22 protein-coding genes and 1 pseudogene are annotated in these 24,412 nt (G+C 74.4%); 13 read left to right on the top strand and 10 right to left on the bottom strand.

Features of this window, described 5'->3' with window-relative positions:
- Positions 1-9: 9 nt before the first annotated feature.
- Positions 10-927 carry a TIGR03619 family F420-dependent LLM class oxidoreductase gene (locus IE321_RS05605; RefSeq protein WP_043228733.1) on the bottom strand — a complete coding sequence of 306 codons (918 nt, stop codon included), beginning with the start codon at positions 925-927 and terminating at the stop codon, positions 10-12.
- Between the two features lie 150 nt (positions 928-1,077).
- Between IE321_RS05605 and IE321_RS05600 the strand changes: the two genes are divergently transcribed.
- Together IE321_RS05600 and IE321_RS05595 are read left to right on the top strand one after the other, a co-directional pair.
- Positions 1,078-1,350, top strand: a complete 273-nt coding sequence (locus tag IE321_RS05600) for a hypothetical protein (RefSeq protein ID WP_190221979.1) — start codon at positions 1,078-1,080, stop codon at positions 1,348-1,350.
- A complete protein-coding gene (locus tag IE321_RS05595) occupies positions 1,347-1,739 on the top strand; it encodes a type II toxin-antitoxin system VapC family toxin (protein ID WP_190221978.1) in 393 nt (130 codons plus the stop codon). Before IE321_RS05600 ends, IE321_RS05595 begins: the two co-directional genes overlap by 4 nt.
- 21 nt (positions 1,740-1,760) lie before the next feature.
- On the opposite strand, the gene IE321_RS05590 is transcribed toward IE321_RS05595, so the two are convergent.
- Positions 1,761-2,987, bottom strand: coding sequence for an amidohydrolase family protein (locus IE321_RS05590; RefSeq protein ID WP_190221977.1), 1,227 nt, complete (start codon positions 2,985-2,987; stop codon positions 1,761-1,763).
- 472 nt (positions 2,988-3,459) lie between these two features.
- On the opposite strand from IE321_RS05590, the gene afsR reads away from it, so the two are divergent.
- The 3 genes from afsR to IE321_RS42750 all read left to right on the top strand — a co-directional run bounded on the left by afsR (position 3,460) and on the right by IE321_RS42750 (position 7,335).
- The gene (gene afsR / locus IE321_RS05585) at positions 3,460-6,480 is read left to right on the top strand and encodes an SARP-family global regulator AfsR (RefSeq protein WP_491590480.1); all 3,021 of its coding nucleotides are present in this window, start codon (positions 3,460-3,462) and stop codon (positions 6,478-6,480) included.
- A 222-nt stretch (positions 6,481-6,702) separates the two neighbouring features.
- Entirely contained in the window at positions 6,703-6,897 is a 195-nt protein-coding gene (locus IE321_RS05580; RefSeq protein ID WP_043228789.1) for a hypothetical protein, read from the top strand.
- Positions 6,898-7,203: 306 nt separating this feature from the next.
- Positions 7,204-7,335, top strand: a complete 132-nt coding sequence (locus IE321_RS42750) for a hypothetical protein (RefSeq protein ID WP_264202460.1) — start codon at positions 7,204-7,206, stop codon at positions 7,333-7,335.
- A 6-nt stretch (positions 7,336-7,341) separates the two neighbouring features.
- On the opposite strand, the gene IE321_RS05575 is transcribed toward IE321_RS42750, so the two are convergent.
- Positions 7,342-8,025, bottom strand: coding sequence for an LppU/SCO3897 family protein (locus IE321_RS05575; RefSeq protein WP_190221976.1), 684 nt, complete (start codon positions 8,023-8,025; stop codon positions 7,342-7,344).
- A 151-nt stretch (positions 8,026-8,176) separates the two neighbouring features.
- A complete protein-coding gene (locus IE321_RS05570) occupies positions 8,177-9,727 on the bottom strand; it encodes a FadD3 family acyl-CoA ligase (protein ID WP_190222001.1) in 1,551 nt (516 codons plus the stop codon).
- 92 nt (positions 9,728-9,819) lie between these two features.
- Here IE321_RS05570 and IE321_RS05565 point away from each other — a divergent pair, with 92 nt between their 5' ends.
- Genes IE321_RS05565 through IE321_RS05555 form a run of 3 tightly spaced genes read left to right on the top strand, consistent with a single transcriptional unit; the run spans position 9,820 to position 12,183 of the window.
- Positions 9,820-10,962: a lipid-transfer protein gene (locus IE321_RS05565; RefSeq protein ID WP_043228744.1), complete on the top strand. Its 1,143-nt coding sequence runs from the start codon at positions 9,820-9,822 to the stop codon at positions 10,960-10,962.
- 13 nt (positions 10,963-10,975) lie between these two features.
- The gene (locus IE321_RS05560) at positions 10,976-11,401 is read left to right on the top strand and encodes a Zn-ribbon domain-containing OB-fold protein (protein WP_043228746.1); all 426 of its coding nucleotides are present in this window, start codon (positions 10,976-10,978) and stop codon (positions 11,399-11,401) included.
- Positions 11,398-12,183, top strand: a complete 786-nt coding sequence (locus tag IE321_RS05555; RefSeq protein ID WP_190221975.1) for an enoyl-CoA hydratase/isomerase family protein — start codon at positions 11,398-11,400, stop codon at positions 12,181-12,183. The genes IE321_RS05560 and IE321_RS05555 overlap by 4 nt, the downstream gene beginning before the upstream one ends.
- A 9-nt stretch (positions 12,184-12,192) precedes the next feature.
- On the opposite strand, the gene IE321_RS05550 is transcribed toward IE321_RS05555, so the two are convergent.
- Entirely contained in the window at positions 12,193-12,759 is a 567-nt protein-coding gene (locus tag IE321_RS05550; RefSeq protein WP_226652104.1) for a hypothetical protein, read from the bottom strand.
- A gap of 134 nt (positions 12,760-12,893) precedes the next feature.
- Here IE321_RS05550 and IE321_RS41810 point away from each other — a divergent pair, with 134 nt between their 5' ends.
- Positions 12,894-13,580: a hypothetical protein gene (locus IE321_RS41810; RefSeq protein ID WP_226652105.1), complete on the top strand. Its 687-nt coding sequence runs from the start codon at positions 12,894-12,896 to the stop codon at positions 13,578-13,580.
- Here IE321_RS41810 and afsK read toward each other — a convergent pair.
- Positions 13,577-15,916, bottom strand: a complete 2,340-nt coding sequence (gene afsK / locus IE321_RS05540) for a protein serine/threonine kinase AfsK (protein WP_190221974.1) — start codon at positions 15,914-15,916, stop codon at positions 13,577-13,579. The two genes, IE321_RS41810 and afsK, sit on opposite strands and share 4 nt — an antisense overlap.
- Positions 15,917-16,200: 284 nt before the next feature.
- A pseudogene (locus IE321_RS05535) lies at positions 16,201-16,974 on the bottom strand (VOC family protein); the annotation flags it as partial.
- Positions 16,975-17,329: 355 nt separating this feature from the next.
- Here IE321_RS05535 and IE321_RS05530 point away from each other — a divergent pair.
- Positions 17,330-17,977 (top strand): TetR family transcriptional regulator, encoded by a 648-nt coding sequence (locus IE321_RS05530; RefSeq protein ID WP_190221972.1) that lies wholly within the window; start codon positions 17,330-17,332, stop codon positions 17,975-17,977.
- A gap of 108 nt (positions 17,978-18,085) precedes the next feature.
- Here IE321_RS05530 and IE321_RS05525 read toward each other — a convergent pair whose 3' ends face one another.
- On the bottom strand, positions 18,086-18,559 hold the full coding sequence (locus IE321_RS05525; protein WP_043228758.1) for a nitroreductase/quinone reductase family protein: 474 nt from the start codon (positions 18,557-18,559) through the stop codon (positions 18,086-18,088).
- Positions 18,559-19,761, bottom strand: coding sequence for an acyl-CoA dehydrogenase family protein (locus IE321_RS05520; protein ID WP_190221971.1), 1,203 nt, complete (start codon positions 19,759-19,761; stop codon positions 18,559-18,561). Before IE321_RS05520 ends, IE321_RS05525 begins: the two co-directional genes overlap by 1 nt.
- A 106-nt stretch (positions 19,762-19,867) precedes the next feature.
- On the opposite strand from IE321_RS05520, the gene IE321_RS05515 reads away from it, so the two are divergent.
- The 3 genes from IE321_RS05515 to IE321_RS05505 all read left to right on the top strand — a co-directional run bounded on the left by IE321_RS05515 (position 19,868) and on the right by IE321_RS05505 (position 22,240).
- The gene (locus IE321_RS05515) at positions 19,868-21,043 is read left to right on the top strand and encodes a thiolase C-terminal domain-containing protein (protein WP_190221970.1); all 1,176 of its coding nucleotides are present in this window, start codon (positions 19,868-19,870) and stop codon (positions 21,041-21,043) included.
- A 253-nt stretch (positions 21,044-21,296) separates the two neighbouring features.
- Positions 21,297-21,959, top strand: a complete 663-nt coding sequence (locus tag IE321_RS05510) for a pyridoxine/pyridoxamine 5'-phosphate oxidase (RefSeq protein ID WP_190221969.1) — start codon at positions 21,297-21,299, stop codon at positions 21,957-21,959.
- 32 nt (positions 21,960-21,991) lie between these two features.
- The gene (locus tag IE321_RS05505; protein ID WP_190221968.1) at positions 21,992-22,240 is read left to right on the top strand and encodes an SCO4226 family nickel-binding protein; all 249 of its coding nucleotides are present in this window, start codon (positions 21,992-21,994) and stop codon (positions 22,238-22,240) included.
- Positions 22,241-22,380: 140 nt separating this feature from the next.
- Here the strand turns inward: IE321_RS05505 and IE321_RS05500 are convergent, their stop codons facing one another.
- Positions 22,381-24,258 carry an AMP-dependent synthetase/ligase gene (locus IE321_RS05500; RefSeq protein WP_190221999.1) on the bottom strand — a complete coding sequence of 626 codons (1,878 nt, stop codon included), beginning with the start codon at positions 24,256-24,258 and terminating at the stop codon, positions 22,381-22,383.
- Between the last annotated feature and the right edge of the window lie 154 nt (positions 24,259-24,412).

Below are 24,412 nucleotides of genomic sequence, written 5' to 3'. Positions count from 1 at the left end.
GCCTGCTCCCTACAGATGCGGGGCGACCCCCTCGGCGAAGGCCGCCATCTGGTCGATGAGTTCGCTGCGGCTCCGGCTGCGGAACCGCACCTGGATCTGGTCGACGCCCATCGCCCCGTACTCCCGGAGCGACGCCGCCAGCTCCTCCGGCGCGCCCGCGCGCGTGCGTCGGCCGACCTCCCAGCCGGGGGCGCCGACGTACAGCGGCTCGGCGATCGCGCCGAAGACGAAGGGCTCCGCGATCCCGGCCTCCTCGCGCAGGCGCCGGATCCGCTCGATCCGGCGCGCCAGCACGTCCCGGGGGTCGCCCTGCGGCAGCCAGCCGTCGCCCTTGAGCGCGGCCCGCCGCACCGCCGCCGGGGAGGAGCCGCCCACCCAGACCGGGACCCGCTCCTGCGCGGGCCGGGGCCGCTGCCCCAGGTCCTTGAAGGCGAAGCGCTCCCCCAGGTGCTCCGGGTACTCCTCCGGGCCGAGCGCCGCCCGCAGCGCGTCGAGCGTCTCGTCCAGCACCGCCCCGCGCCCCTCGAAGTCCGCCCCGACCGCCTCGAACTCCTCCTGGACGTGCCCGGCGCCCACCCCGAGGACCAGCCGGCCGCCGGAGAGGTGGTCGACGGTCGCGTACGCCTTCGCGGTGACCAGCGGGTGGCGCAGCCCCACGACGGCGACGTGCGAGAGCAGCCGGACCCGCTCGGTGGCGGCGGCCAGGAAGGAGAGCGTGGCGACCGGGTCGTACCAGACGGTGCTCATCCCGGCGGCGAGCCGGCGCGGGATGGCCACGTGGTCGCAGCAGGCGACGTAGTCGAAGCCGTGCGCGTCGGCGGCCCGGGCGATCGCGAGCAGGTCCGCGGGCCCGGCACCGGCCTCCCAGGGCTCGGCGTAGATCGCGGACTGGGACTGGACCGGCAGCTGCATGCCGTAGACCACCATGGGGACCCCCTTGTCTGACGCTTCGTCAGTTATGGCGACGGGGCCATGCTGTCGCCTGACGGTCCATCAGGCAAGGGGCGCGGAGGAGGGCGGGCACGCCACGGATGCAAATAACAATCGAATTATTAGTCGCCTGGTATCCTTCGCTCCATGAGCGAGCAGCCCGGCCCCGGCGAGGGTCCGACCCGTCCCGTCTCCGTCTCCCTCCACGAGGGGACGATCGCCGCGCTCAAGGAGCGCACCGGCAGGCGCGGCATGTCCGCGTACATCGAGGCGCTCGTCCAGCGCCAGCTGGAGCGGGAGCGGCTGCGCGAGCTGATCGAGGACGCCGAGGCGGAGCTCGGCCCCGCCGACGCCTCCGGCGTCGAGGCGAAGCGCGCGTTGCTCCGCGGCGAGGCCGCGAAGCCGGCGGACACCGCGTGAGCGGGACCCTCGTCCTGGACCGCGAGGGCCTGTCGCTGCTCGTACGACGCTCCGCCGACCTCCTCGAATGGCTCGTGGCGGCCGAGGCCGAGGACGTCAGGGTCGTCACCAGCTCCGTCACCCTCGTCGAGGCCCGGGACGCCCGGGTCCCGCAGGCCCGTTTCGACTACGCCGCATCGCGCGTGAACGTGATCCCTCCGAGCGAGGCGATCGCCCGCCTGGCCTGCAAGCTCCTGGCGGGCGCCGGCCTGCACGGCCACAAGTACGCCCTGGACGCCCTCGTGGCCGCGACCGCGCTGTCCTCTCCGGCACCGGTGACGGTGCTGACCTCGGACCCGGAGGACCTGACCGTCCTGTGCGGGCCCGGCATCCGCGTGTTCAAGGTCTGAGCCGGGCCCCCGCCCCTCGCCTCACGGCCGCCACAGCCCCTCCGGGCTCAGCCCCAGCAGGTCGACGGCGTTGCCGCGGACGATGCGCTCGACGACGTCCGGCGACAGGTGGCCCATCTGCGCCTCCCCCACCTCCTTGGACTTCGGCCAGGTGGAGTCCGAGTGCGGGTAGTCCGTCTCGTAGAGGACGTTCGCCGCGCCGATCGCGTCGAGGTTGCGCAGCCCGAAGGCGTCGTCGAAGAAGCAGCCGAAGACGTGCCCGGCGAAGAGCTCCGACGGCGGACGGGTGACCTTGTCGGCGACCCCGCCCCAGGCCCGGTTCTCCTCCCAGACGACGTCCGCCCGCTCCAGGATGTACGGGATCCAGCCGATCTGGCCCTCCGCGTACATGATCCGCAGGTTCGGGAAGCGCTCGAACTTGCCGCTCATCAGCCAGTCGACCATCGAGAAGCAGCAGTTGGCGAAGGTGATCGTGGAGCCGACCGCCGGCGGGGCGTCCGCCGAGGTGGACGGCATCCGGCTGGACGAGCCGATGTGCATCGCGATGACCGTGCCGGTCTCGTCGCAGGCCCGGAAGAAGGGGTCCCAGTGGTCCGTGTGGACCGAGGGCAGCCCCAGGTGCGGCGGGATCTCGGAGAAGGCGACGGCCCGGACCCCGCGGGCGGCGTTCCGCCGCACCTCGGCGGCGGCCAGCTCCGGGTCCCAGAGCGGGATGAGGGTGAGCGGGATCAGCCGGCCCTGCGCCTCGGGCCCGCACCACTCCTCGACCATCCAGTCGTTGTAGGCGCGCACGCAGAGCAGGCCCAGCTCGCGGTCGGACGCCTCGGTGAAGGTCTGGCCGCAGAAGCGCGGGAAGGTCGGGAAGCAGAGCGCGGACTGGACGTGGTTGACGTCCATGTCGGCGAGCCGGTCGGGGACGGAGAAGGAACCCGGCCGCATCTGCTCGTAGGTGATGACTTCGAGGCGTATCTCGTCCCGGTCGTAGCCGACCGCGGTGTCGAGACGGGTGAGGGGCCGGTGAAGGTCCTCGTAGACCCACCAGTCGCCGATCGGCCCGTCGTCGCCCTTCGCGCCCATGACGGGGGCGAACTTGCCGCCGAGGAAGGTCATCTCCTTCAGCGGGGCGCGGACGATCCGCGGACCGGTGTCGCGGTACCGGGACGGGAGCCGGTCCCGCCAGACGTGCGGGGGCTCCACGGTGTGGTCGTCCACCGAGATGATCCTGGGGAAGGTCTCCTGGGTCTCCATGTCCTTCACGGTAGCGCCGATCTGACGAACCGTCAGCTTCTCTGACGGCCGGGCCCGGTCACAGCTCCTCCACAACGTCGCCCCGATGCTGACGCGCTCCCTCCGGACAAGGCAGACTGTCCGGGGCGATACCACCGGTAGGGCAGGGGGAGCCATGGGGCAGGACAACGGACCGCGCGTCCCGGCGCAGGGCCGCCCCGGCAGGCACGAGGCCGGGGCGGACATCGACGTACCCCGGCAGCGGGCGGGGGCGGCGGAACGGGGCGGGGGCGGGGGGACGGGTACGGACTCCGGCGTCGTGACGGGGTCCGGTACGGGTCCGGACTCCGGCTCCCCGACGGGTACGGACTCCGGCTCCGGTACGGGTACGAGCTCCGGCTCCCCGACGGGTACGGACACCGGCTCCGGTACGGGTACGAGCTCCGGCTCCCCGACGGGTACGGGCTCCGGTCCGGGTACGGACTCCGGCGCCGTGACGGGCACCGGTACAGGTACGGGCTCCGACTCCGCCACGGGAACCCCCGCGGGCACGGTCACGGGCTCCGGTCCCGCCACGGGCCCCGCGCCCACACCCGCCACGGCCCCCGCGGGTCAGGCGGGCCCCGCCGGGCTGCGGTTCGGTGTGCTCGGGCCCGTGCGGGCCTGGCGGGACGGCGAGCCGCTGGCCACCGGGTCGCCGCAGCAGCGGGCCCTGCTCGCCGCGCTGCTGCTGCGCGGCGGCCGCACCGCCACCGCCGCCGAACTCATCGACGCGCTCTGGGGCGAGGAACCCCCCTCCCAGGCGCTCGCCGCCCTCCGCACCTACGCCTCCCGGCTCCGCAAGGTCCTCGGCGCCGAGGTGCTGACCAGCGAGTCCGGCGGCTACGCCCTGCGGACCGCCGCGCTCGACCTCACCCGCGCCCGGGAGCTCGCCGCCGAGGCGGAGAAGCTGCGGGCCGGCGGCGACCGGGCCGGCGCCCGGACCCGGCTCGCCGAGGCCCTGGACCTGTGGGACGGCGAGGTCCTGGCCTCCGTGCCCGGGCCCCACGCCGAGAACCAGCGGACCCGCCTGGAGGAATGGCGGCTCACCCTCCTGGAGGCCCGCCTCGACGTCGACCTGGAGACCGGCGCGCACGCCGAGGCCGTCTCCGAACTGACCGCGCTCACCGCCGCCCACCCGCTCCGCGAGCGGCTGCGCGAACTCCTCATGCTCGCGCTCTACCGGGGCGGACGGCAGGCCGAGGCGCTCGCCGTGTACGCCGACACCCGCCGGCTCCTCGCCGACGAGCTCGGCGTCGACCCCACCCCCGAACTCGCCCGCCTCCAGCAGCGCATCCTCCAGGGCGACGCCGAACTCGCCCGCCCCGTCGAGGAACAGGCCCCGGCCGCCGCCCCCGTGGCCCGCCCCGCCCAACTCCCGGCGACCGTCCCCGACTTCACCGGACGCGCCGCCTTCGTCCGGGAACTGGGCGCCCGGCTCGCCACCGCCGAGGGCCACGTCATGGCCGTCTCCGCGCTCGCCGGCATCGGCGGAGTCGGCAAGACCACCCTCGCCGTGCACGTCGCCCACGAGGCGCGCCCGCACTTCCCCGACGGGCAGCTGTACGTCGACCTCCAGGGCGCGGGCGCCCAGGCCGCCGCCCCGGAGACCGTCCTCGGCTCCTTCCTCCGCGCCCTCGGCACCCCCGACTCGGCCATCCCCGACGCACTGGACGACCGCGCCGCCCTCTACCGCTCGACGCTCGACGGCCGCCGCGTCCTGGTCCTCCTGGACAACGCCCGGGACGCGGCCCAGATCCGCCCCCTGCTGCCCGGCACGGCGGGCTGCGCGGCCCTCGTCACCAGCCGCATCCGCATGGTCGACCTCGCGGGCGCGCACCTCGTCGACCTCGACGTGATGTCCCCGGAGGAGGCCCTCCAGCTCTTCACCAGGATCGTCGGCGAGGAGCGGGTCCGGGCGGAGCGCGAGGCGGCCCTGGACGTCGTCGCCGCCTGCGGCTTCCTCCCCCTCGCGATCCGCATCGCCGCCTCGCGCCTCGCGGCCCGCCGCACCTGGACGGTCTCCGTGCTCGCCGCGAAGCTCGCCGACGAGCGCCGCCGCCTCGACGAGCTCCAGGCCGGCGACCTCGCCGTCAAGGCCACCTTCGAGCTGGGCTACGGCCAGCTGGAGCCCGCCCAGGCCCGCGCCTTCCGCCTCCTGGGCCTCGCCGACGGCCCCGACATCTCCCTCGCCGCGGCGGCGGCCGTCCTCGACCTCCCCCTGTGGGACACCGAGGACCTCCTGGAGGCCCTGGTCGACACCTCGCTGCTCGAATCCGCCGCCCCGGGCCGCTACCGCTACCACGACCTGGTCCGGCTCTACGCCCGCGCCTGCGCCGACCGCGACGAGCACCCCCCGACGGAGAAGGAGGCCGCGCTCTCCCGCCTCCTGGACTTCCACCTCTCGACGGCGGCCCGGGTCTACGCCATCGAGCGCCCCGGCGACCGGCTCGTCGACCACCTGGAGCCGACCACCTACGAGGGCCTGGCCTTCACCGACCGCCACGAGGCCCAGGACTGGCTCTACGCAGAGTCCCACTGCCTCCTCGCCTGCGTCCGCCAGTCCGCCTCCTCCCCCACCACCCTCCGCCGCGCGGTGGACCTCCTGTGGGCCTCCCTCGACCTCGCCGAGTCCGGCGCGAACTCGAAGGAGTACGAGGCGGTGGCGACCCTCCTGCGGACCGCGGCGTCGAAGACGGGCGACGTGCGGGCGGAGGGGCGGGCGGCCAACGCCCTGGCGTACGTCCACCACTACCAGGGCCGGTTCGACCAGGCGGACCGCGAGGCGGAGTCGGTGGTCGCCGCCGCGCGGTCGATCGGCGACCCGCTGCCGGTCTGCTGGGCGCTGAACGCCCGGGGGGCGATCGCCCACTACCAGGCCCGCTTCGGGGACGCCGACGAGCATCTGACGCTGGCCATCGCGCTGTTCCGCGAGGCCGGCGACCCGGCGGGCGAGGCCGCCGCCCTCTGCAACCTCTCCCGCATCCGGCTCGCGACGGGCCGCACGGAGGACGCGGTCCGGATGGCGCGGAAGGGGGCGGACATGTACGAGGAGATGGGCCACGCCCTCAAGGGCGCCAACGGGCGCTACGCGCTGGGGCTCGCGCTCACCGAGGACGGGCAGCTGAAGGCCGCCCGCGACCAGCTGCGGGAGGCCCTCGCCGTGTTCGCCGACAGCCGTCAGCGGCTCTGGGAGGGCATGACGCTCTTCAGGATCGCGGAGGTCGACATGGCCGACCGGCGCTACGGCGCCGCGGCCGCGGGCGCGGAGATGGCCCTGACCCTGCTGCGGGGCATCGGGGGCGAGTGGCGGCGGGGCATCGTCCTCACCGTCCTCGGCAGGGCCCTCGACGGCATCGGGCAGTCGGGCCGGGCGCGGGTCTGCTGGCAGGAGGCCCTGGCCCTGTACGAGGAACTGGGCGCGCCCGAGGCGGCCGAGGTCAAGGGGCTGCTGGGGCGGGCGCTCGCGGCCTGATCCCGGTCCCCCGGGGCCGCGTTCATCATTCGTTTATCGCCGACCGGCAGAGTCTTCCTCAACGATCCGTCGTGTCGGGGGGCAGACGGGTCGGGACGAAGGTCGTCACCTCGACGCACTAGGGTGAGCGATCCTGAGGAGCCCGTCCGGTCGTCCATGGGGGAACCGCCGGACGGGCCCCGCGAACCAGCACGCGAAGCCATCCATATGGAGGGGACCTACATGGGCGACATCGACGCCACCGACCCGATCGCCAAGCCCGAGAACCTGCACATCACGGGCGAGGGCAGCGAGACGATCGGCACGAAGAACCTGCACATCACCTCCGAGCCGGCCGACGCCATCGCGGACAAGGTCCTCGGTGACGGCGGTGCCTCGACGGACAACCTCCACATCACGTCGGAGCCGGCCAAGTAGACCACTCCCCACGGGGACGACGGCATCGGCGGCGACTTCGGGGGAGCTGCCGGTGCCTCCCAGGAGGCCCGGTCGACGGGGGAGCACACGGTCCCGGGGGACTCCGGACGGAACCAGGGGGGATTCGTCCGGGAGGGACCGCGCGCAACGCGATCGGACCACCGACAGGAGGGGCCGGGCAGCTGCCCGGCCCCTCCGCCGTGTGTCCGGCCACCTGACGAAGTAGACGGTTCCGCTTCGCGGTTCCCCGAAGGGCGCCGCGAGGATCGATCTGCCCGATTACCACCACTTCATGAGGAGTCCGCCGTGCGCCGTACGAAACACCTGCTCGCCCTCGCGGTCGTCACCGCCGCCCTCGCCCTCGGAGCGGCGGCCCCGGCCTCGGCCAACATGCACATCACCGCCGACACCTCCTACAACGACCTCCGCGTCGACTGACCTTCCCTAGCCGCGCGCGTACGACCCCAGGCCGACCAGGCAGTACACGTACTCGCTGATGGTGGTGCCGTTCATGGTGTAGCGGTGCGAGAAGGCGTACTGGGTCTTGGGGTTGTCGTTGCAGCGGTTCATGTCGGAGGTGAAGGGGAAGGTCTGGATGACCTTGTAGTGGGCGTCCGAGGCCGAGCAGGAGACCTCCTCGACGCCGCTGACGGACTGGGCGGTCTCCGAGTCCGGGAGGGTGCCGTTGAGGCAGGTGCCCTTCTCGTACGGGTCGGGCTCCTCCTCGGTGGGGGTGGGGTCGGCCGTGGGGTCGAGGTTCAGGCTGGGGAAGGGCGAGACCGAGAAGGTGGGGAAGGTCGGGCGGGAGTCGCTCGGTTCGTCCTTGTCGTTGCTGTTGAAGAGGTACGAGCCGCCGATGATCGCGCCGAGGACGAGCAGCGGCACGAGGCAGCCGGCGACGCCGGACCGGCCCTGCCGCGGGGGCTGGGCGCCGCCCGCGACGGTGATCCGGAGGAGGACCGTTCCGCCGGCGAACCGGACCGGGACGAGATCGCCGTGGCGGCAGGGCGGGACGTGGAGCTGGGCGGGGCCGCCGCCGGGCAGGTCGGACGGCAGGTTGACCGGGATGACGACGCCGGTGGCGGCCTGCTGCGGGGTGAGGGTGAGGGGGATCTCCTGCGTGGACACTGCTGCTCCTCGGAGGGGAAGGTCGGAGGGGGAAGGGGTCACGCGTCGCCCCTATGACGTGGACACGCTGTCGGCCGGTTGCGCTTCCGGGGCCGCTCCGACCCTTTTTCCATAATCGGATTCCAATACTCCGTAAGCGGCCGTCCCGCGCTCAACCCCGCTTCCGCAGCTCGCCCTTGACCACCTTCCCGCTCGCGTTGCGGGGCAGTTCGGCGACGAACTCGACCTGCCGGGGCACCTTGTAGTTCGCCATCTCCCGCCGCGACCAGGCGATCAGGTCGTCGGCCGTGACCCGCGCGCCGGGACGCCGTACCGCGAACGCCTTGCCGACCTCGCCCAGCCGGGGGTCGGGGACGCCGATGACGGCGACGTCGGCGATGTCCGGGTGCAGCCCGATGAGCTGCTCGATCTCGGCGGGGTAGGCGTTGAAGCCGCCGACGATGAACATGTCCTTGAGCCGGTCGGTGATCCGCAGGTTGCCCGCCTCGTCGAGGACCCCGATGTCGCCGGTGCGCAGCCAGCCGTCCGGGTCGATCGCCTCGGCCGTGGCCGCCTCGTCCTCGAAGTAGCCGCGCATCACGTGGTGGCCCCGGACCAGCACCTCGCCCGTGTCCGAGAGCCGCACCTCGGTGCCGGGGATCGCGCGGCCGGAGGTGGTGGCGACGACCTCGTCCGGGTCGTCGCGGTGGCACATGGTGACCAGGCCGCTCGCCTCGGAGAGGCCGTAGGCGGTGAGGACGGTGCCGACGCCCAGCTCGGCGCGGAGGCGTTCCACGAGCCGCAGCGGGACGACGGCGGCGCCGGTGACGACCAGGCGCAGGCTCGACAGGTCGTGGGACGCGCGGCCCGGATGGTCGAGCAGCGACTGGTGGAGGGTGGGCGGGCCCGGCAGCACGCTGATCCGCTCGGCGGCGATGTTGGCGAGCACGGTGTCGACGGTGAAGACGGGCTGCGGCACGATCACCGCGCCGCGCATCAGGCAGGCGAGGACGCCCGCCTTGTAGCCGAAGGTGTGGAAGAAGGGGTTCACGACGAGGTACCGGTCGCCCTCGGCGAGACCGGCGAGCGCGGCCCACTCCTCGTAGCAGCGCAGCGTCTGGGCGTGGCTGATGACGGCGCCCTTGGGGCGGCCGGTGGTGCCGGAGGTGTAGATGACGTCCGAGGGACTGTCGGGGTCGACGGCGTCCGCGCGGGCCCGGACCCGCGCGGCGGGGACCCGGTCGCCCTCGGCGAGGAACGCCTTCCAGGTGGTCCACTCGGCCTCGTCGGGCGCGGTGTCGCCGAGGACGACGACCCGCTCCAGGTGTGGCAGGGGCACTCCGGCGCGGCGCAGCGAGGCGACGTACGAGGTGCCGAGGAAGGTGCCGGTGACGAAGAGGAGCCGGGCGCGGGAGCGGGCCAGGACGTCGGCGGCCTCGGTGCCCTTGAAGCGGGTGTTGAGCGGGACGAGGACGGCGCCGGCGGTCACCGCGCCGAGGGCGGCGACGATCCAGTCGAGGCTGTTGGGCGCCCAGACCGCCACCCGGTCCCCGGCCCGTACGCCGGTGGCCAGGCAGGCGGCGGCGGACCGTTCGACGCGGGCGGCGAGTTCGGCGTAGGAGACCCGGACGCGGCCGTCGACGACCGCCTCCCGATCGCCCCACCGCTCGCCCGCCGCCCGGACGAGTCCCGGGATCGTGCCCCACTCCAGGTCACCACGCATGCCCATACCCCCAGCCTCCCTGTAGCTGACTATCCGTCAGATTAGTTGTAGCCTGGCGCGCTGTCAGCAGTGCTGCCCCATAAGGAGGTCCGGTGCTCAAGGACGCCACAGCCATCGTCGGGATCGGTCAGACTCCCTTCGCGAAACAGCTCCCCGAGACCGAGAAGGCCCTCGCCTGCCGGGCGATCCTCGCCGCCCTCGACGACGCCGGCATCGCCCCCTCGGAGGTCGACGCCTTCGCCTCGTACACCATGGAGGAGACCGACGAGGTCGAGGTCGCCAAGGCCATCGGCGCCGGCGACGTCACCTTCTTCTCCAAGGTCGGCTACGGCGGCGGCGGCTCCTGCGCCACCGTCGGCCACCTCGCCGCCGCCGTCGCCACCGGCCAGGCGAGCGTCGGCGTCGCCTGGCGCTCCCGCAAGCGCGGCTCCGGCCCCCGCCCCTGGAAGAACACCGCCGTCCAGCTCCCCACCCCCGGCCAGTGGACCCGCCCCTACGGGCTGCTCCGCCCCGCCGACGAGATCGGCATGCTCGCCCGCCGCTACATGCACGAGTACGGCGCCACCCGCGACCACCTCTTCAACGTCGCCCTGGCCTGCCGCAACCGCGCCAACCAGAACCCGGACGCGATCATGTACGAGCGCCCGCTGACCCGCGAGATGTACATGACCTCCCGCTGGATCAGCGAACCCCTCTGCCTCTTCGACAACTGCCTGGAGACCGACGGCGCGCTGGCCTGCGTCATCGTCTCCGCCGAACGGGCCCGCGACTGCCGCCGCAAGCCCGTCTACATCCACTCCGCGGCCCAGGGCCTGCCCGCCCAGCACCACGGCATGGTCAACTACTGGAACGACGACCCGCTGTCCGGCCCCGCCTGGACCGCCGCCCGCCACCTGTGGAAGAACGCCGACTTCGGCCCCCAGGACGTCGACGTCGCCCAGATCTACGACGCCTTCACCCCCCTCGTCCCGCTCTCCCTGGAGGGCTACGGCTTCTGCGGACGCGGCGAGGGCGCCGCCTTCACCGAGGGCGGCGCCCTCGAACTCGGCGGCCGGCTCCCCCTCAACACCGGAGGCGGCGGCCTCTCCGAGGCGTACGTCCACGGCTTCAACCTCATCAACGAGGGCGTGAAGCAGCTCCGCGGCACCTCCACCGCCCAGGTGCCCGGCGCCGCCACCTGCCTGGTCACCGCCGGCGAGGGCGTCCCCACCTCCGCCGTCCTGCTGCGAGCCTGAGGAGCTGATCCGAGTGCTGAACCCCGTCATCGACGAAGACGGCGCCCCCTTCTGGGAGTTCACCGCCCGCGGCGAACTGAGGGTCCAGGGCTGCGCCGACTGCGGGGAGCTCCGCTTCCCGCCCCGCCCCTGCTGCCCGCACTGCCAGTCCTTCGCCACCGAGTGGCGGCTGATGTCCGGCCGCGGCCGGATCTGGTCGTACGTGCTCCCGCACCCGCCGCTGCTGCCCGACTACGCCGAACAGGCCCCCTACAACGCGGTCCTCGTCGAACTCGCCGACGCCCCCCGCATCCGCCTGGCCGGCAACGTCGTCGCCGCCCCCGACGCCCGCCTCGACTCCGTCGACCCCGCCCGGCTCCGCATCGGCGCCGCCGTCCGGATCGCCTTCACCGAGATCGACGGGCTCGCCGTCCCCCGCTGGCTCCTGGAGCGCGGATGAGCGCCCCCGGGATCCGCGTGGAGCGCGACAAGGAGACCGGCGTCGCCGTCGTCACCCTCGACCGGCCCGAGCGGCTCAACGCGATCACCCTCGCCATGGCCCGCGAACTCGCCGCCGTCTGGCGCGGTTTCCGCTACGAGGACGACATCCGGGCCGTCGTCCTCACCGGCTCCGGCGGACGGGCCTTCTGCACCGGCATCGACCGCGACGACGCCGGACGCGTGCCGCAGCCCTCGTCCCCGTACACCATCGACGACCCGCTGGTCACGATCGGCCCCAAGGCCAACGACCTGTGGAAACCGGTGATCGCCGCCGTCGAGGGCATGGCCTGCGGCGGCGCCTTCTACCTGCTCGGCGAGGCCGAGTTCCTGATCGCCGGCGAGACCGCGGCCTTCTTCGACCCGCACACCACCTACGGCATGGTCAGCGCCTTCGAGACCGTCCACATGGCGCAGCGGATGCCCTTCGGCGAGGTCGCCCGGATGGCGCTCATGGGCGCGGCCGAACGGATCTCGGCCCGGCGGGCGTACGAGACGGGCCTGGTCAGCGAGGTGACGGAACCCGGCGGGGCGGCGGCCGCCGCGCGGGAGGCGGCCGCCGTCCTCGCCTCCTACCCGACCGAGGCGGTGCAGGGCACCGTACGGGCCCTGTGGTCGGCCAAGGAGGCCGTCAGGTCCCAGGCCCTCGCCCAGGCCCCGCACCTGGTGACGCTCGGGAACCTGCCGGCGGAGCGGCAGGCGGAGCTGTTCACGAAGCGGGGGACGGGATACCGGACGCGGTAGCGGCCGGTCCTAGACCTCGTGCGCGTCGAAGACCTCGCACGCCTTCACGTCGTCGACGCGGCCGGGTTTCGTCATCTTCATCTCGACGTCCTTCTGCTCCCCGTGCCCCACCTTCACCTTCGTGGTGATCGTGTCGGCCACGGCACCCTTGGCGTTCTTCAGCCACAGGGTGACCTCGAAGGTCTCGGTGGTGCCGTACAGCGCGTTGTTGGTGATCCGGACCGTCGCCGTGGTGTCCGCCTTGCGGGCCGGCTTCCCCTTGCGCTTCTTCTGCGCGGGCTTCACGCAGTCGACGACCGTCACCTGGAGCCCCGCGGTGGAGGCGGAGGCGCTCGGCGCCGGCTCGGCGGTGTACTCGCCGCCCGAGCCGCCCGAGCTGTCCGAGCCGCCGGATCCGCTGTAGTCGTCGTTGTCCTTCTTGTCGCTGGAGCAGCCGCCCCCGCCGCCGCTCTTGGACTTGCTCTTGCCGCTGCCGCCCTTGCCGCCGCCGCTGCTGCTCGTCTGGAAGCCGGTCAGCGCCAGCACCACCACCGTCAGCGTGGCCGCCATCTTCAGCCGGGTCCGTACCACTGTCACCGTCTCCCCGTCGGTTCGGTCATGTGCGCGCCACACCCTAGCGGGGCCCGGGCCCCGCATGGCGGGGCCCGCCCGGCGGGCGTAGCGTCGACAGCGAGAGAGCCGGACCGCGAAGCCCCCGAGGAGGCCGATCGATGATCCGCAACGTCGTCGGCTCGGTCCTGGCCCTCGCCGGAGCGACGGCCGCCGTCTGGAGCCCCTTCCGTGCCTGGTACGACGGCCGTCACGGCAGCGACTATCCGATCGGGGACCTCTTCACCGGCATCACCGACGACAAGGCCGACGTCCTCGGCTCGATCCTGCTGCCGTTCGCCTTCGCCGCCCTCGTCACCCTGCTCGGGGTGGTGCTGCGCTCCCGGCTGCTCGTCGCCCTCGCCGGGGTGATCGTCCTCGGCTTCACCGTGCTGTGGATGGTGCGCGTCGGGCAGGCCGAGGGCAGCCTGGTCGTCTCCGGGAACGGCCGCGGACTCGGCGACGGCGTCGCCAACGCGTTCGGCGGCGGAGTACTGATCCTGCTCGGCGCGCTCGTCATGTCGGGCCGCCACCGGACCCACCTGCTCCATCCCGCCGCGCCGCCGCCCACGCACCCGACGCTGGACGGCCCGCCGCCCGCGGGAGCCCCGTACGGCACCGGGGACCAGCGGGGGGCCGGGGACCCGTACGGGACGGAGGACCCGCGCGGCACCGGGGCCCCGTACGGGACGGAGGACCCGTACGGCACCGAGACCCGGTCCATGCCGTACGCCGCCCCGGGCCGCTTCGACGTCCCCGTCGATCCGCCCGGCGACGGGACCCGGCGGGACGACCGCCCGCCGGACTAGCGGGCCGCCGCGCCGCGGCCCGTCGCCGTGCCCTTCGCCGCGTCGAGCGCGTACACGCAGCGGTCCTTGCTGCACGCGTACACGACCCCGCCCCTGACCACCGGCGAGCCGGTGATCTCGCCGCCGGTCGCGTCCAGGGTGTAGAGGACGTGGTCGGCGGAGCCGAAGTGGACCCGGCCGTCGGCGACGACGGGGGTGCCGACCAGCTCGGCGCCGGCCGCGAACCGCCACCGGGGGGTGCCGGTCACCGCGTCCAGGGTGTACAGCGCGCTGCCGCTGCCCACGTGCACGTTGCCGTCCGCGACCAGCACCGGCTCCGAGGACTGGCGCTGCTCGGTCGCGATCCGCCAGCGGTCCTGCCCGGTGGTGGCGTCCAGGGCGTACACCGTGCCGAGGTGGTCGGCGAGGTAGACGCCGCCGCCGGTCACCGCCGGGCCGGGCGCGAAGGCGGGCGGGGCGAGGAAGACGGCGGGCGCCTCGAAGTGCCAGCGGACGTGCCCGGCGGCGATGTCGATCGACAGGACGCGGGTGCCCGCGGAGACGTACACACAGCCGTCCTCGGCCGGCGCGACCCGCACCGGGACGTGCCCGCAGGAGGCGGCGTCGCCGATCGGGTACGACCAGCGCTCGGTGCCCGTCCGGGCGTCCAGGGCCCGCAGCCGGGCGTCCTGCCAGACGTACACGGTGTCGCCGTGGACCGCCGGACCGGCCTCCGGGGTCTCGAAGTCCGTCTGACAGCCGGTGACCTCCCACAGCTTGGCGCCGTTGGACGCCTCCCAGCCCTGCACGCCGCCGCCCCGGGTGCCGGTGACGACCGTGCCCCGGTCCACCCGGAGGGAGTACACCCAGGCGTCGGTGCGGTGCCGCCAGCGCTCGCCGCCGTCGGTGGCGTCCAGCGCGTACAGCGTCGGCCCGTCGGAGGCGTGGATGCGGCCCTGGGCCACCGCCATCGACCAGGCCACGTCCCGGGTCTTGAACTGGCGCCGGCCGGAGCCGGTGTCCAGCGCGTGCACCTCGAAGGAGGTCACGTACAGCAGGTCGCCGTCGACGACCGGCGTCCCCCACACGTCGTTGGACATGCGGAAGCGCCACGGCCGCCACGCCCCGGGCTCGGGCTGCGCGGCCCCCGGCCTCGGCTGCGCCTGCGGCGGCACGGGCGCCGCCGCCTCGCCGCCGGGCGGGCGGACCCAGCCGGTGGCGTGCGGGTCGGCGGCCTGGCCGAGGGCGAGCGCCGCCCGGGTGTCCGCGACCCGCGGGCCCGGCCCGATCGGCACGGTGGCCCCGCCGAGTCGCACCGGCCCGCCGGACTCCTCCGCCGGTCCCGCGTGCCGGCCGCCCGCGTGGGCGGGCTCGCGCGGGTCCCCGGACCAGCCGCCGCCGTCGGGCTGCCGGGGCGGGCGCGGCGGCATCGGCGGCGGGGTGACGGGCGGCGGCGGGTTGGGCCGGCCGCCGCGCCGGGTCTCGATCATGGTGACGGCGTTCTCCGGCAGCCACGCGGAGGCGGTGCCGCTGTCGTCGCTGCCCGGACCGAAGAGGTGCGGGGCGAGCATGGCCTGGAGGTCGGCCGGGGTGGGCCGCTGGGCCACGTCCATCTGCATGCACGCCTCGATGAGCGGCCGCAGCTCCTCCGGCATGCCCTCCAGGTCGGGGCCCTCGCGGAGCAGCATGAAGACGGTCTCGACCGGGTTGGCGCCGTGGAAGGGCGCGTGCCCGGTCGCGGCGAACACCAGCATCGACCCCAGCGAGAAGACGTCGCTGGCGCCGGTGACGCTGCGCGAGTCGCGGGCCTGCTCGGGCGACATGTAGGCGGGGGTGCCCACGGCGACGTTGGTCATCGTCAGCCGCGTGTTGGAGACCCCGGACGCGATGCCGAAGTCGATCACCCGGGGCCCGTCCTCGACCACGAGCACGTTGGACGGCTTGAGGTCGCGGTGGACGAGCCCGGCGCCGTGGATGGACTGGAGGGCCTCGGCGACGCCCGCGGCGAGCCAGCGGACGGCCTGGGCCGGGAGCGGCCCGCACTCGTTCACTATCTCTTCCAGCGAGGGCGCCGGGACGTACGCGGTCGCGAGCCACGGCACGGCGGCCCGCGGGTCGGCGTCGACCACGGCGGCCGTGTAGAAGCCGGACACCGCCCGGGCGGCCTCCACCTCGCGGGTGAACCGCACCCGGAACAGCTGGTCCTCCGCGAGCTCCGTGCGCACGGTCTTGATCGCCACGCGCCGGCCGGACGCCGAGCGCGCGAGATAGACCAGCCCCATGCCGCCCGCGCCGAGCCGGCCCAGCACCTCGAAGGGCCCGATACGTCTCGGGTCGTGCTGCGTCAGCTGTTCCACTTGCCTGCCACCTCCCCGTACGGGCCATGACGGTACGGCCCGGGGCCCTGATTCTTCCTGTCCGGAGCCCTGGTTGCGAACCCGGGGGCGGATCGGGGTGTCACAGGTCATACGGAGCGGATCGCTCACGTCCCGGTGGGGGGCTCCGAGAGGGTGGACCGCGGGGGTGTGGGGCGGGTGAGGGGGACCGTGTCGGTGGAGAGGGCGCCGGAGTCCGGGTCGGCGGTGAGGGGCTCGGCGGGCAGGTCCTCGGCGAGTCCGGGCTCGGCGGGGGCGGGTTCGCCGGCCGGTTCGGCGAGGACGGCGAAGCGGGCGCCCTGGTTGTCGTGGAGGACGGCGATGCGGCCGTAGGGGGTGTCGACGGGGGGCTCGGCGATCCGGCCGCCGAGGCGGACGGTGGTGGCGCACGCCTCGTCGCAGTCGCGGACGGCGAAGTAGACGAGGACGTGCCCGGGCATCTCGGCGGGGAAGGCGTCGGTGATGACGGCCCGGCCGCCGAAGGCGGTGTCGTCGCCGGCGCGGGAGCCGGGCGGGGACCAGACGCGGTAGTCGAAGCCGGGTTCCTTGCCCTCCTCCGCGGGGTCGGCCTGGCGGCCGAGCCAGCCGAAGACGGAGGCGTAGAAGGTGTCCACGGGGCCGGGGCGGCGGGTGTAGACCTCCATCCAGCAGAAGGAGCCGGGTTCGTTGACGACCTCGAAGCCGTCGTCGTCGCCGGACTGGCGCAGTCCGAGGACGGCGCCGCCGGGGTCGGCGGCGAGGGCGAGGACGCCGAAGGGGCCGACGGGGTAGGGCTCCATGACCATCTGGCCGCCGGCGGCCTTCACCCGGGCGGCGACGGTGCCGGCGTCCTTGGTGGCGAGGTAGACGGTCCAGGTGGTGGGCATGCGGCCGTCGCGCTTGGGGAGGAGGCCGGCGACCCGGCGGCCGTCGAGCAGGGCCTCGTCGCGGTCGTCGTCGAAGGTCCAGCCGAAGAGCTCGCCGTAGAAGCGCTTGCCCGCCACCAGGTCGGGGAGCTGCGCGTCCACCCAGCACGGGGTGCCCTCTGCGTATACGGCCATGCCTCCACGCTAGGGCGGCGGGGACGGGGGCGCGCTCCGGTGTGCGCCGTCCGGGGCGGGGCGTGTGCGCCGTGCGGGGCGGGGCGGGACGGGCCGTGGGCGCCGTCCGGGGCGGGGCGTGGGAGCGGTGCTCCTTTCGCGTTGTCCACCGAAGTTGTCCACAGGCTGTTCATAAGGGGGGAGGGGTGGGGTCCGGGCGGTGCGGGCGGGCGGCTACGGGGAGAGGCGCGGGCGGTCTGGCGCGATCCCGTCCCACGACGCGCCGAGGACACCCCCGCCGACCTCGGGGAACGGTGTGCACCCCATTTGCAGTCGGCCGAATCGCGCGCTGATCCCCCCTCGGTAAGCTGACGGCATGACAGGACAAGTACGCACCGTCGACGGCCGCGTGGCCGGACGACGCGGCCAGGCGACGCGGCAGAAGCTGCTCGACTGCCTCGGTGAGATGCTCAGCTCCTCGCCGTACCGGGACGTGAAGGTCATCGACGTGGCCCGGAAGGCGGGTACTTCACCCGCGACGTTCTATCAGTACTTCCCGGACGTCGAGGGCGCCGTCCTGGAGATCGCGGAGGAAATGGCGAAGGAGGGCGCCGGGTTGACCGAGCTGGTCTCCGGCCGCTCCTGGGTCGGCAAGGCCGCCTGGCAGACCTCCGAGGAACTCGTCGACGGCTTCCTCGACTTCTGGCGCAGGCACGACGCCATCCTGCGGGTGGTGGACCTCGGCGCCGCGGAGGGCGACAAGCGGTTCTACAAGATCCGCATGAAGATCCTGAACTCGGTCACCAACTCCCTGACGGACGCGGTGAAGGAGCTCCAGGCCAAGGGCAAGGTCGACAAGGAGGTGAGCGCGGCCGCGATGGCGGGCTCGCTGGTGGCCATGCTGGCCGCGGTCGCCGGCCATCAGAAGGGCTTCACCACCTGGGGCGTGAAGCAGGCCGAACTCAAGCCGAACCTGGCCCTGTTGGTGCACCTGGGCATCACCGGCAAGAAGCCGGTCAGATAGCCCCGGGGCTCTCCTCTCCTTCACCCGTCCTGTCGTCGACGCCGACGCCGGTCACCGCCTCCGCGAGGGGCGGGACCGCCGTCGGCGTCGTCGTGTCCGGGCCCCGCCTCACCTGCGGGTGAGGCGGAAGAGCCGGATCTCGCGGTCCACCCGGGCCTGGTAGGAGGCGTACGGGGGCCAGAAGGCGAGGGCCGCCGTCCACGCCTCCGCCCGGTCCGCTCCCGTCAGCCGTTCGGCCCGCACGGGGATGGCCTCGCCCTTCCAGCTGATCTCGACGTCCGGGTGGGCGAGGAGGTTGGCGGTCCAGGCGGGGTGGCCGGGGCGGCCGAAGTTGGAGCCGATGAGCAGCCAGGTGCCCCGGTCGGGCTCCGGCATGCAGGCGAGCGGCGTGGTCCGCTCCAGGCCGCTGCGCGCCCCCTTGGCGGTGAGCACGACGCCGGGCAGCATCTGGGCGCTGAGCAGCGTCTTTCCCCGGGTGAGCCGGTGCACGGCCTTGTCGAGCGCGGGGATCACGTGGGGGGCGATCTTCGCGAAGGTCCGGGTCGAGGAGACCTTCTGGACGAGTTTCACTCCGATGGGCATCAGGCGGCCGCCTCTCCGAGGAGTCCGGTGCGTTCCGCCGCGCGGGCCCTGAGCCGTCCGGCGGGCCCGAAGAGCAGCTCGTCGGCGGCGGCTCGCCGGCCGTAGCGGTCGGTGTCGTGGGGTGGTACGGCTTCGCCCGCGGCGGCGCGGAGGGCTTCGAGGGCCTGGGCGAGGGCGAGCGGCCCGCTCTCGGGTCCCGGTCCCGGCTCGCGGGCGGCGCAGTAGGTGAGCGAGCGGGCGGCCTCGACCTGGACGTGCAGGTCGGCGAGGCGGTGGCGGGCGCCGTGGAGGGTGCCCGCGGCCCGGCCGGAGTGCTCGCGGGTGGTGACGTGCCCGAGGGCGCGCTCCAGGGCGCCGCGGGCGGCTCCGGTGGCCTCGGCCGCGAGGAGGACGGCGGCGGTGCGGCCGGCGGTGGCGAGGGCGCGGGTGACGTCGGCGGGGTCGGCGGGGTCCTCGCCGAGCAGTTCGGCCGGGACGTCGCGGAGCTGGACGGTGGCCGGGGAGCGGGTGGGGTCGAGGCCGGGGTGGCGGGTGCGGACGAGTCCGGGACCCGCCTCCTCGGCGCGCACCAGGTAGAGGAGCGTACGGCTGCGGGCGAAGCCGCCGGTGTGGGCGGCGACGAGGAGCAGTCCGGCGCTGTGGCCGTCGAGGACCTGCTCGGCCTCGCCGTAGAGCAGCCAGCCGCCGGGGGCTCCCTCGGGGGCGGGCCGGGCCTGGATGCCGCCGGCGCGGCCGTCGCCCGCCCAGGCGCCGGTGGTGTTGTCGCCGGTGAGGCCGAGGGCGTGGGCGAGGGAGCCGCCGGGGGCGGCGAGCGCGCAGGTGAGGCCGCCGTCGGCGATGCGGGGCAGCAGGGCGGCGCGCTGGGCGGGGGTGCCGAGGGCGGCGACGAGCGGGGCGGTGAGGACGCTGGTGGCGAGGAGCGGGGAGGCGGCGAGGGCGCGGCCGGCCTCCTCGCAGGCGAGGGCCAGTTCGGGGGTGCCGCGGCCGGCGCCTCCGTACTCCTCGGGGAGGGCGAGGCGGGCGAGCCCGAGTTCGCCGGACATGCGGGCCCAGAGGGCGGGGTCGTACCCCTCGGGGGCGGGGGTGGCGGGGCGGGCGGCCGGGGGGCCGGTGTGCTGGTCGAGCAGCTCCCGCAGGGTGCGGCGGATCTCCCGCTGTTCCTCGGTGAGCGCGGTGGGCTCCGCGCCTTCGGCGGTCTCCATGGGGCTCCCTCCGTATCTGACGGTGCGTCATGCTAGGGCTGCGGAGGGACGGTTGCCCAGAGCGACGCGGGTCCCGATCGCAGAGATCTGATGTACCGTCAGATTCATGACCGCCACCACGCGCACCGCTCCCGCCGGCCGGCGCCGGGTCGCCGTCGCCGGCGTCGCCCTCTCCGACTGCGGCCGGGTCGACGAGGCCACCCCCTACGCGCTCCACGCCCAGGCCGCCCGCCGCGCCCTCGCCGACAGCGGCCTCGACCGCTCCCTCGTCGACGGAATCGCCTCCGCCGGGCTCGGCACGCTCGCCCCGGTGGAGGTCGCCGAATACCTGGGCCTGCGCCCCACCTGGGTGGACTCCACCTCCGTCGGCGGCGCCACCTGGGAGGTCATGGCCGCGCACGCCGCCGACGCCATCGCCGCGGGCCGCGCCAACGCCGTCCTCCTCGTCTACGGCTCCACCGCGCGCGCCGACATCAAGGCCCGGCGCCGCACCTCGAACCTCTCCTTCGGGGCGCGCGGCCCGCTCCAGTTCGAGGTGCCGTACGGCCACACCCTCGTCGCCAAGTACGCGATGGCCGCACGCCGCCACATGCACGAGTACGGCACCACCCTGGAACAGCTCGCCGAGGTCGCCGTCCAGGCCCGGGCCAACGCCGCGCTCAACCCCGAGGCGATGTTCCGCACCCCGGTCACCACCGACGAGGTCCTCTCCGGCCCGATGATCGCCGACCCCTTCACCAAGCTCCACTGCTGCATCCGCAGCGACGGCGGCTGCGCGGTCCTGCTCGTCGCCGAGGACTACGTGAAGGACCTGGCGAAGCCGCCCGTCTGGATCCTCGGCGCCGGCGAGCACACCTCCCACACGACGATGTCCGAGTGGGAGGACTTCACCGTCTCCCCCGCCGCCGTCAGCGGCCGCCTCGCCTTCGAACGGGCCGGTGTCACCCCCGCCGACATCGACGTCGCCGAGATCTACGACGCCTTCACCTACATGACCCTCGTGACCCTGGAGGACCTCGGCTTCTGCGCCAAGGGCGAGGGCGGCGCCTACTTCGCCGACAAGTCGGCGGTGCCCGTCAACACCGACGGCGGCGGCCTCTCCGCCTGCCACCCCGGCATGCGCGGCCTCTTCCTCCTCGTGGAGGCCGTCCGCCAGCTGCGCGGCGAGGCCCCCGGCCGCCAGACCCGCCGCCCCGACGGCTCCCTCCCCGAACTGGCCCTGGCCTCCGGCACCGGCGGCTGGTTCTGCTCCTCCGGCACGGTCATCCTCGGCCGGGGGTGAACGGAGCGGTCCGACTCCCGGCGAGCGCCGCGCCCCGGATTCCGGCCGGGACCCGGACCCGGCCCGGGGGCGAGCGCAGCGCCCCGGGCTCCGACCGGGCGTGAGCACCGCACGCTCGTCCTCGGCGACCGCCATGCCCCGAACCCGGACCCGGTCCCGGTCCCGGCCGGACGTGAGCACCGCGCCACGCCCCCTCGAGCGCCGCGCCCCGCCCCCGGCCCGGCGTGAGCGTCGCGCCTCCTACGCTCCCCCCATGAGCGACTTCCACCACGCCCTGCGCTCGCTGCGCGTCTGGGACACCGACCTGCCCGCCTTCGATCCGGCGACCGCGCCGGAGGAGCCCCTCGCGCTCTTCCACGCGTGGTTCCTCGCCGCCGTCGCCGCCGGCCAGACCGAGCCGCACACCCCCTCGCTCGCGACGGCCGGCGCGGACGGCCGGCCCGACGTCCGCACCGTGATGCTGCACGACGCCGACGACCGGGGCTGGCACTTCGCCTCGCACGCCACCAGCGCCAAGGGCCGCCAGCTCGCCGACCGTCCCGAGGCCGCGCTCGGCTTCTACTGGCCGGTCCAGGGCCGCCAGGTCCGTGTCCGCGGCCCCGTCACGACCGCGAGCCACGCGGAGGCGTACGCCGACCTCCACGCCCGCACCACCGGCGCCCTCGCCGCCGCCCTCACCGGCCGCCAGAGCGAGGTCCTGGACTCCCCCGCCGCCCTCGCCGAGGCGAGCGAGGCCGCCTGGGCGCGCGCCGAGGCCGAACCGGACGCCGACGCCCCCACCTGGACCCTCTACGTGGTCGAGCCGGCCGAGGTCGAGTTCTTCCAGGGCGACGCCCGCCGCCGCCACCTGCGCCTGCGCTACCGCCGCGACCCCGGCGCCGCCACCGGCTGGGCCAGGGAGCTGCTCTGGCCCTGAGGGCGCACCATGGAAGGGGAGGTGTGAGAACCATGGCCACCTCCATGGACGTGCACCGCGGCATGGTCGGCATCACGGCGGACCAGCTCATGGAAGCCCACCGCGCCGACCTCGCCATCGAGAAGGAGGAAGGGGTCCACTTCCAGAAGGCGTGGGCGGACCCCGCTTCGGGGACCGTCTACTGCCTGTCGACGGGCCCCTCCGCCGACGCCGTGCAGCGCATCCACCAGCGGACCGGACACGCGGCCGACGAGATCCACGAGGTACCCCTCACGGTGTGACCGGGGGACGGACGGGGGCGCCCACGCGGACGCCCCCGCCCGTCCACGGCGAACACTTCCGCCCGCCCGTCCGCGACGAGCGCTTCCGCCCGCCCCTGCGCCTCGGACGCGCCCCCGACCCGCCCCGCGCGGGCCCGCCCCTACTCCTCCCCCGCCTCGTACATGGACTCGACCTCGCGCGCGAAGTCCCGCAGCACCGCCCGGCGTTTGAGTTTCAGGGACGGCGTGAGGTGGCCCGAGGTCTCGGAGAACTCGGTGGTCAGGACGCGGAAGGCGCGGATCGACTCGGCCCGGGAGACCAGCCGGTTGGCGTCGTCCACCGCCTTCTGGACGACCGCCAGCAGCTCCGGGTCCCGGGTCAGCTCCCACAGCGCGAGGTGGTCCTTCTGCCGCATCCGCCGCCAGTGCGCGAGCCCTTCGTGGTCCAGGGTGATCAGCGCGGAGACGAACGGCCGGTCGTCCCCGACGACCATGCACTGGGCCACCAGCGGATGGGCCCGCAGCCAGTCCTCCAGCGGCGCCGGGGCGACGTTCTTGCCGGCCGAGGTGATGAGCAGGTCCTTCTTGCGGCCGGTGATGGTGAGGTAGCCGTCCTCGTCGAGCGTCCCGATGTCCCCGGTCGGGAACCAGCCGCCGTCCGTGTACGGCACGGCCGTGCCGCGCTGCGCGTCCCAGTAGCCGGCGAAGACGTGCGGCCCGTGCAGCCACACCTCCCCGTCGTCCGCGATCCGCACCGCCGTGCCGGGCAGGGGCAGGCCGACCGTGCCGGTGCGCGGCGCGAGCGGCGGGGTGACCGTGGACGCGGCCGTGGTCTCCGTCAGGCCGTACCCCTCGAAGACCTCGACGCCCGCGCCGCGGAAGAACTCCGCGAGCCGCACCCCCAGCGGCGAGCCGCCGCAGATCACGTACCGCACCCGCCCGCCCAGTGCCGCCCGGATCCGGCGGTAGACCAGCGGGTCGTACAGTGCGCGCGCGGCCCGCACCGGGAGCGAGGGCGCGTCGGTGCTCCCGAAGCGGCGGGCGGCCCGCGCGGCCCGGTCGAAGGCGGCGCCCTTGCCGGACCGTTCGGCGGTGGCCCGGGCCCGGTTGTAGACCTTCTCCATCACGTACGGGATCGCCAGCAGGAACGTCGGCCGGAAGCCGGCCAGGTCGTCGAGGAGCTCCTCGCCCTCCACCGACGGCGCGTGCCCGACCCGTACCCGCGCCCGGACGCAGCCCACCGACACCATCCGCCCGAAGACGTGCGAGAGCGGCAGGAAGAGCAGCGTGGACGGCGGCTCGCCGCCCTCGGGGGCGAAGACCGGGTGGAGGAGCCGGACCGCGTTGTCGACCTCGGCGAAGAAGTTGGCGTGGGTGAGGGCGCAGCCCTTGGGCCGGCCGGTGGTGCCGGAGGTGTAGACGAGGGTGGCCAGGGCGTCCGGGGTGAGCAGCCCCCGCCGCGCGGTCACCGTCTCGTCGGGCACCCGCGCCCCCGCCTTGCGCAGCTGCTCCACGGCTCCGGCGTCGAGGACCCAGAGGTGGGCGAGTCCGGGCAGCTGGCGCCGTTCGGCGGAGACGAGCCGCCCCTGTCCGGCGTCCTCGACGACGCAGGCGACGGCGCCGGAGTCCTGGAGGATCCAGCGGGTCTGGAAGGCGGAGGAGGTCGGGTAGACGGGGACGGTGACGAGTCCGGCGGCCCAGGCCGCGAAGTCCAGCAGCGTCCACTCGTACGTCGTGCGGGCCATCAGCGCGAGCCGGTCGCCGGGCCGCAGCCCGTGCGCGATGAGCCCCTTGGCGACGGAGTGCACCTCGGCGGCGAACCGGGCGGCGCTGACGTCCCGCCAGCCGCCGTCCTCCGGGTCCTTCCGGGAGAAGACGACCGCGTCGGGGTCCTGGCGGGCGTTGTCGTACGGCAGGTCGGCGAGCGAGCCGCGGTCCACCCGGGGCACGAGGGCGGGGGCGGAGACCTCCCGAACCCGTCCGTCGACACGGATGAAGGCAAGGTCGGTCGACACGGGCGGCTCCTCGGTCTGCGCGATGAACGAAAGGTCGTGCGTCGTGGAGCAGAAGTACGTGGAGCGGAAGTACGTGGAGCGGAGGTGCGTGAAGCGGAGGTCATGCGTGGTGCGGAAGTACCCGTGGTGCGGAAGTACCCGTGGTGCGGAAGTACCCGTGGTGCGGAAGTACCCGTGG

Source organism: Streptomyces hydrogenans, assembly GCF_014656075.1.
GTDB classification, from domain to species: domain Bacteria; phylum Actinomycetota; class Actinomycetes; order Streptomycetales; family Streptomycetaceae; genus Streptomyces; species Streptomyces hydrogenans.
The sequence above is the reverse complement of the archived record's forward strand: the minus strand, read 5'-3'. Positions and strand labels throughout refer to the sequence as shown.

Bases quoted from the DNA above. Each gene is read 5' to 3' on its own strand.
- IE321_RS05605 (WP_043228733.1), bottom strand. From the start codon at position 927: ATGGTGGTCTACGGCATGCAGCTGCCGGTCCAGTCCCAGTCCGCGATC.
- IE321_RS05600 (WP_190221979.1), top strand. From the start codon at position 1,078: ATGAGCGAGCAGCCCGGCCCCGGCGAGGGTCCGACCCGTCCCGTCTCC.
- IE321_RS05590 (WP_190221977.1), bottom strand. From the start codon at position 2,987: ATGGAGACCCAGGAGACCTTCCCCAGGATCATCTCGGTGGACGACCAC.
- IE321_RS05580 (WP_043228789.1), top strand. From the start codon at position 6,703: ATGGGCGACATCGACGCCACCGACCCGATCGCCAAGCCCGAGAACCTG.
- IE321_RS05570 (WP_190222001.1), bottom strand. From the start codon at position 9,727: ATGCGTGGTGACCTGGAGTGGGGCACGATCCCGGGACTCGTCCGGGCG.
- IE321_RS05555 (WP_190221975.1), top strand. From the start codon at position 11,398: ATGAGCGCCCCCGGGATCCGCGTGGAGCGCGACAAGGAGACCGGCGTC.
- IE321_RS41810 (WP_226652105.1), top strand. From the start codon at position 12,894: ATGATCCGCAACGTCGTCGGCTCGGTCCTGGCCCTCGCCGGAGCGACG.
- IE321_RS05530 (WP_190221972.1), top strand. From the start codon at position 17,330: ATGACAGGACAAGTACGCACCGTCGACGGCCGCGTGGCCGGACGACGC.
- IE321_RS05525 (WP_043228758.1), bottom strand. From the start codon at position 18,559: ATGCCCATCGGAGTGAAACTCGTCCAGAAGGTCTCCTCGACCCGGACC.
- IE321_RS05520 (WP_190221971.1), bottom strand. From the start codon at position 19,761: ATGGAGACCGCCGAAGGCGCGGAGCCCACCGCGCTCACCGAGGAACAG.
- IE321_RS05515 (WP_190221970.1), top strand. From the start codon at position 19,868: ATGACCGCCACCACGCGCACCGCTCCCGCCGGCCGGCGCCGGGTCGCC.
- IE321_RS05510 (WP_190221969.1), top strand. From the start codon at position 21,297: ATGAGCGACTTCCACCACGCCCTGCGCTCGCTGCGCGTCTGGGACACC.
- IE321_RS05505 (WP_190221968.1), top strand. From the start codon at position 21,992: ATGGCCACCTCCATGGACGTGCACCGCGGCATGGTCGGCATCACGGCG.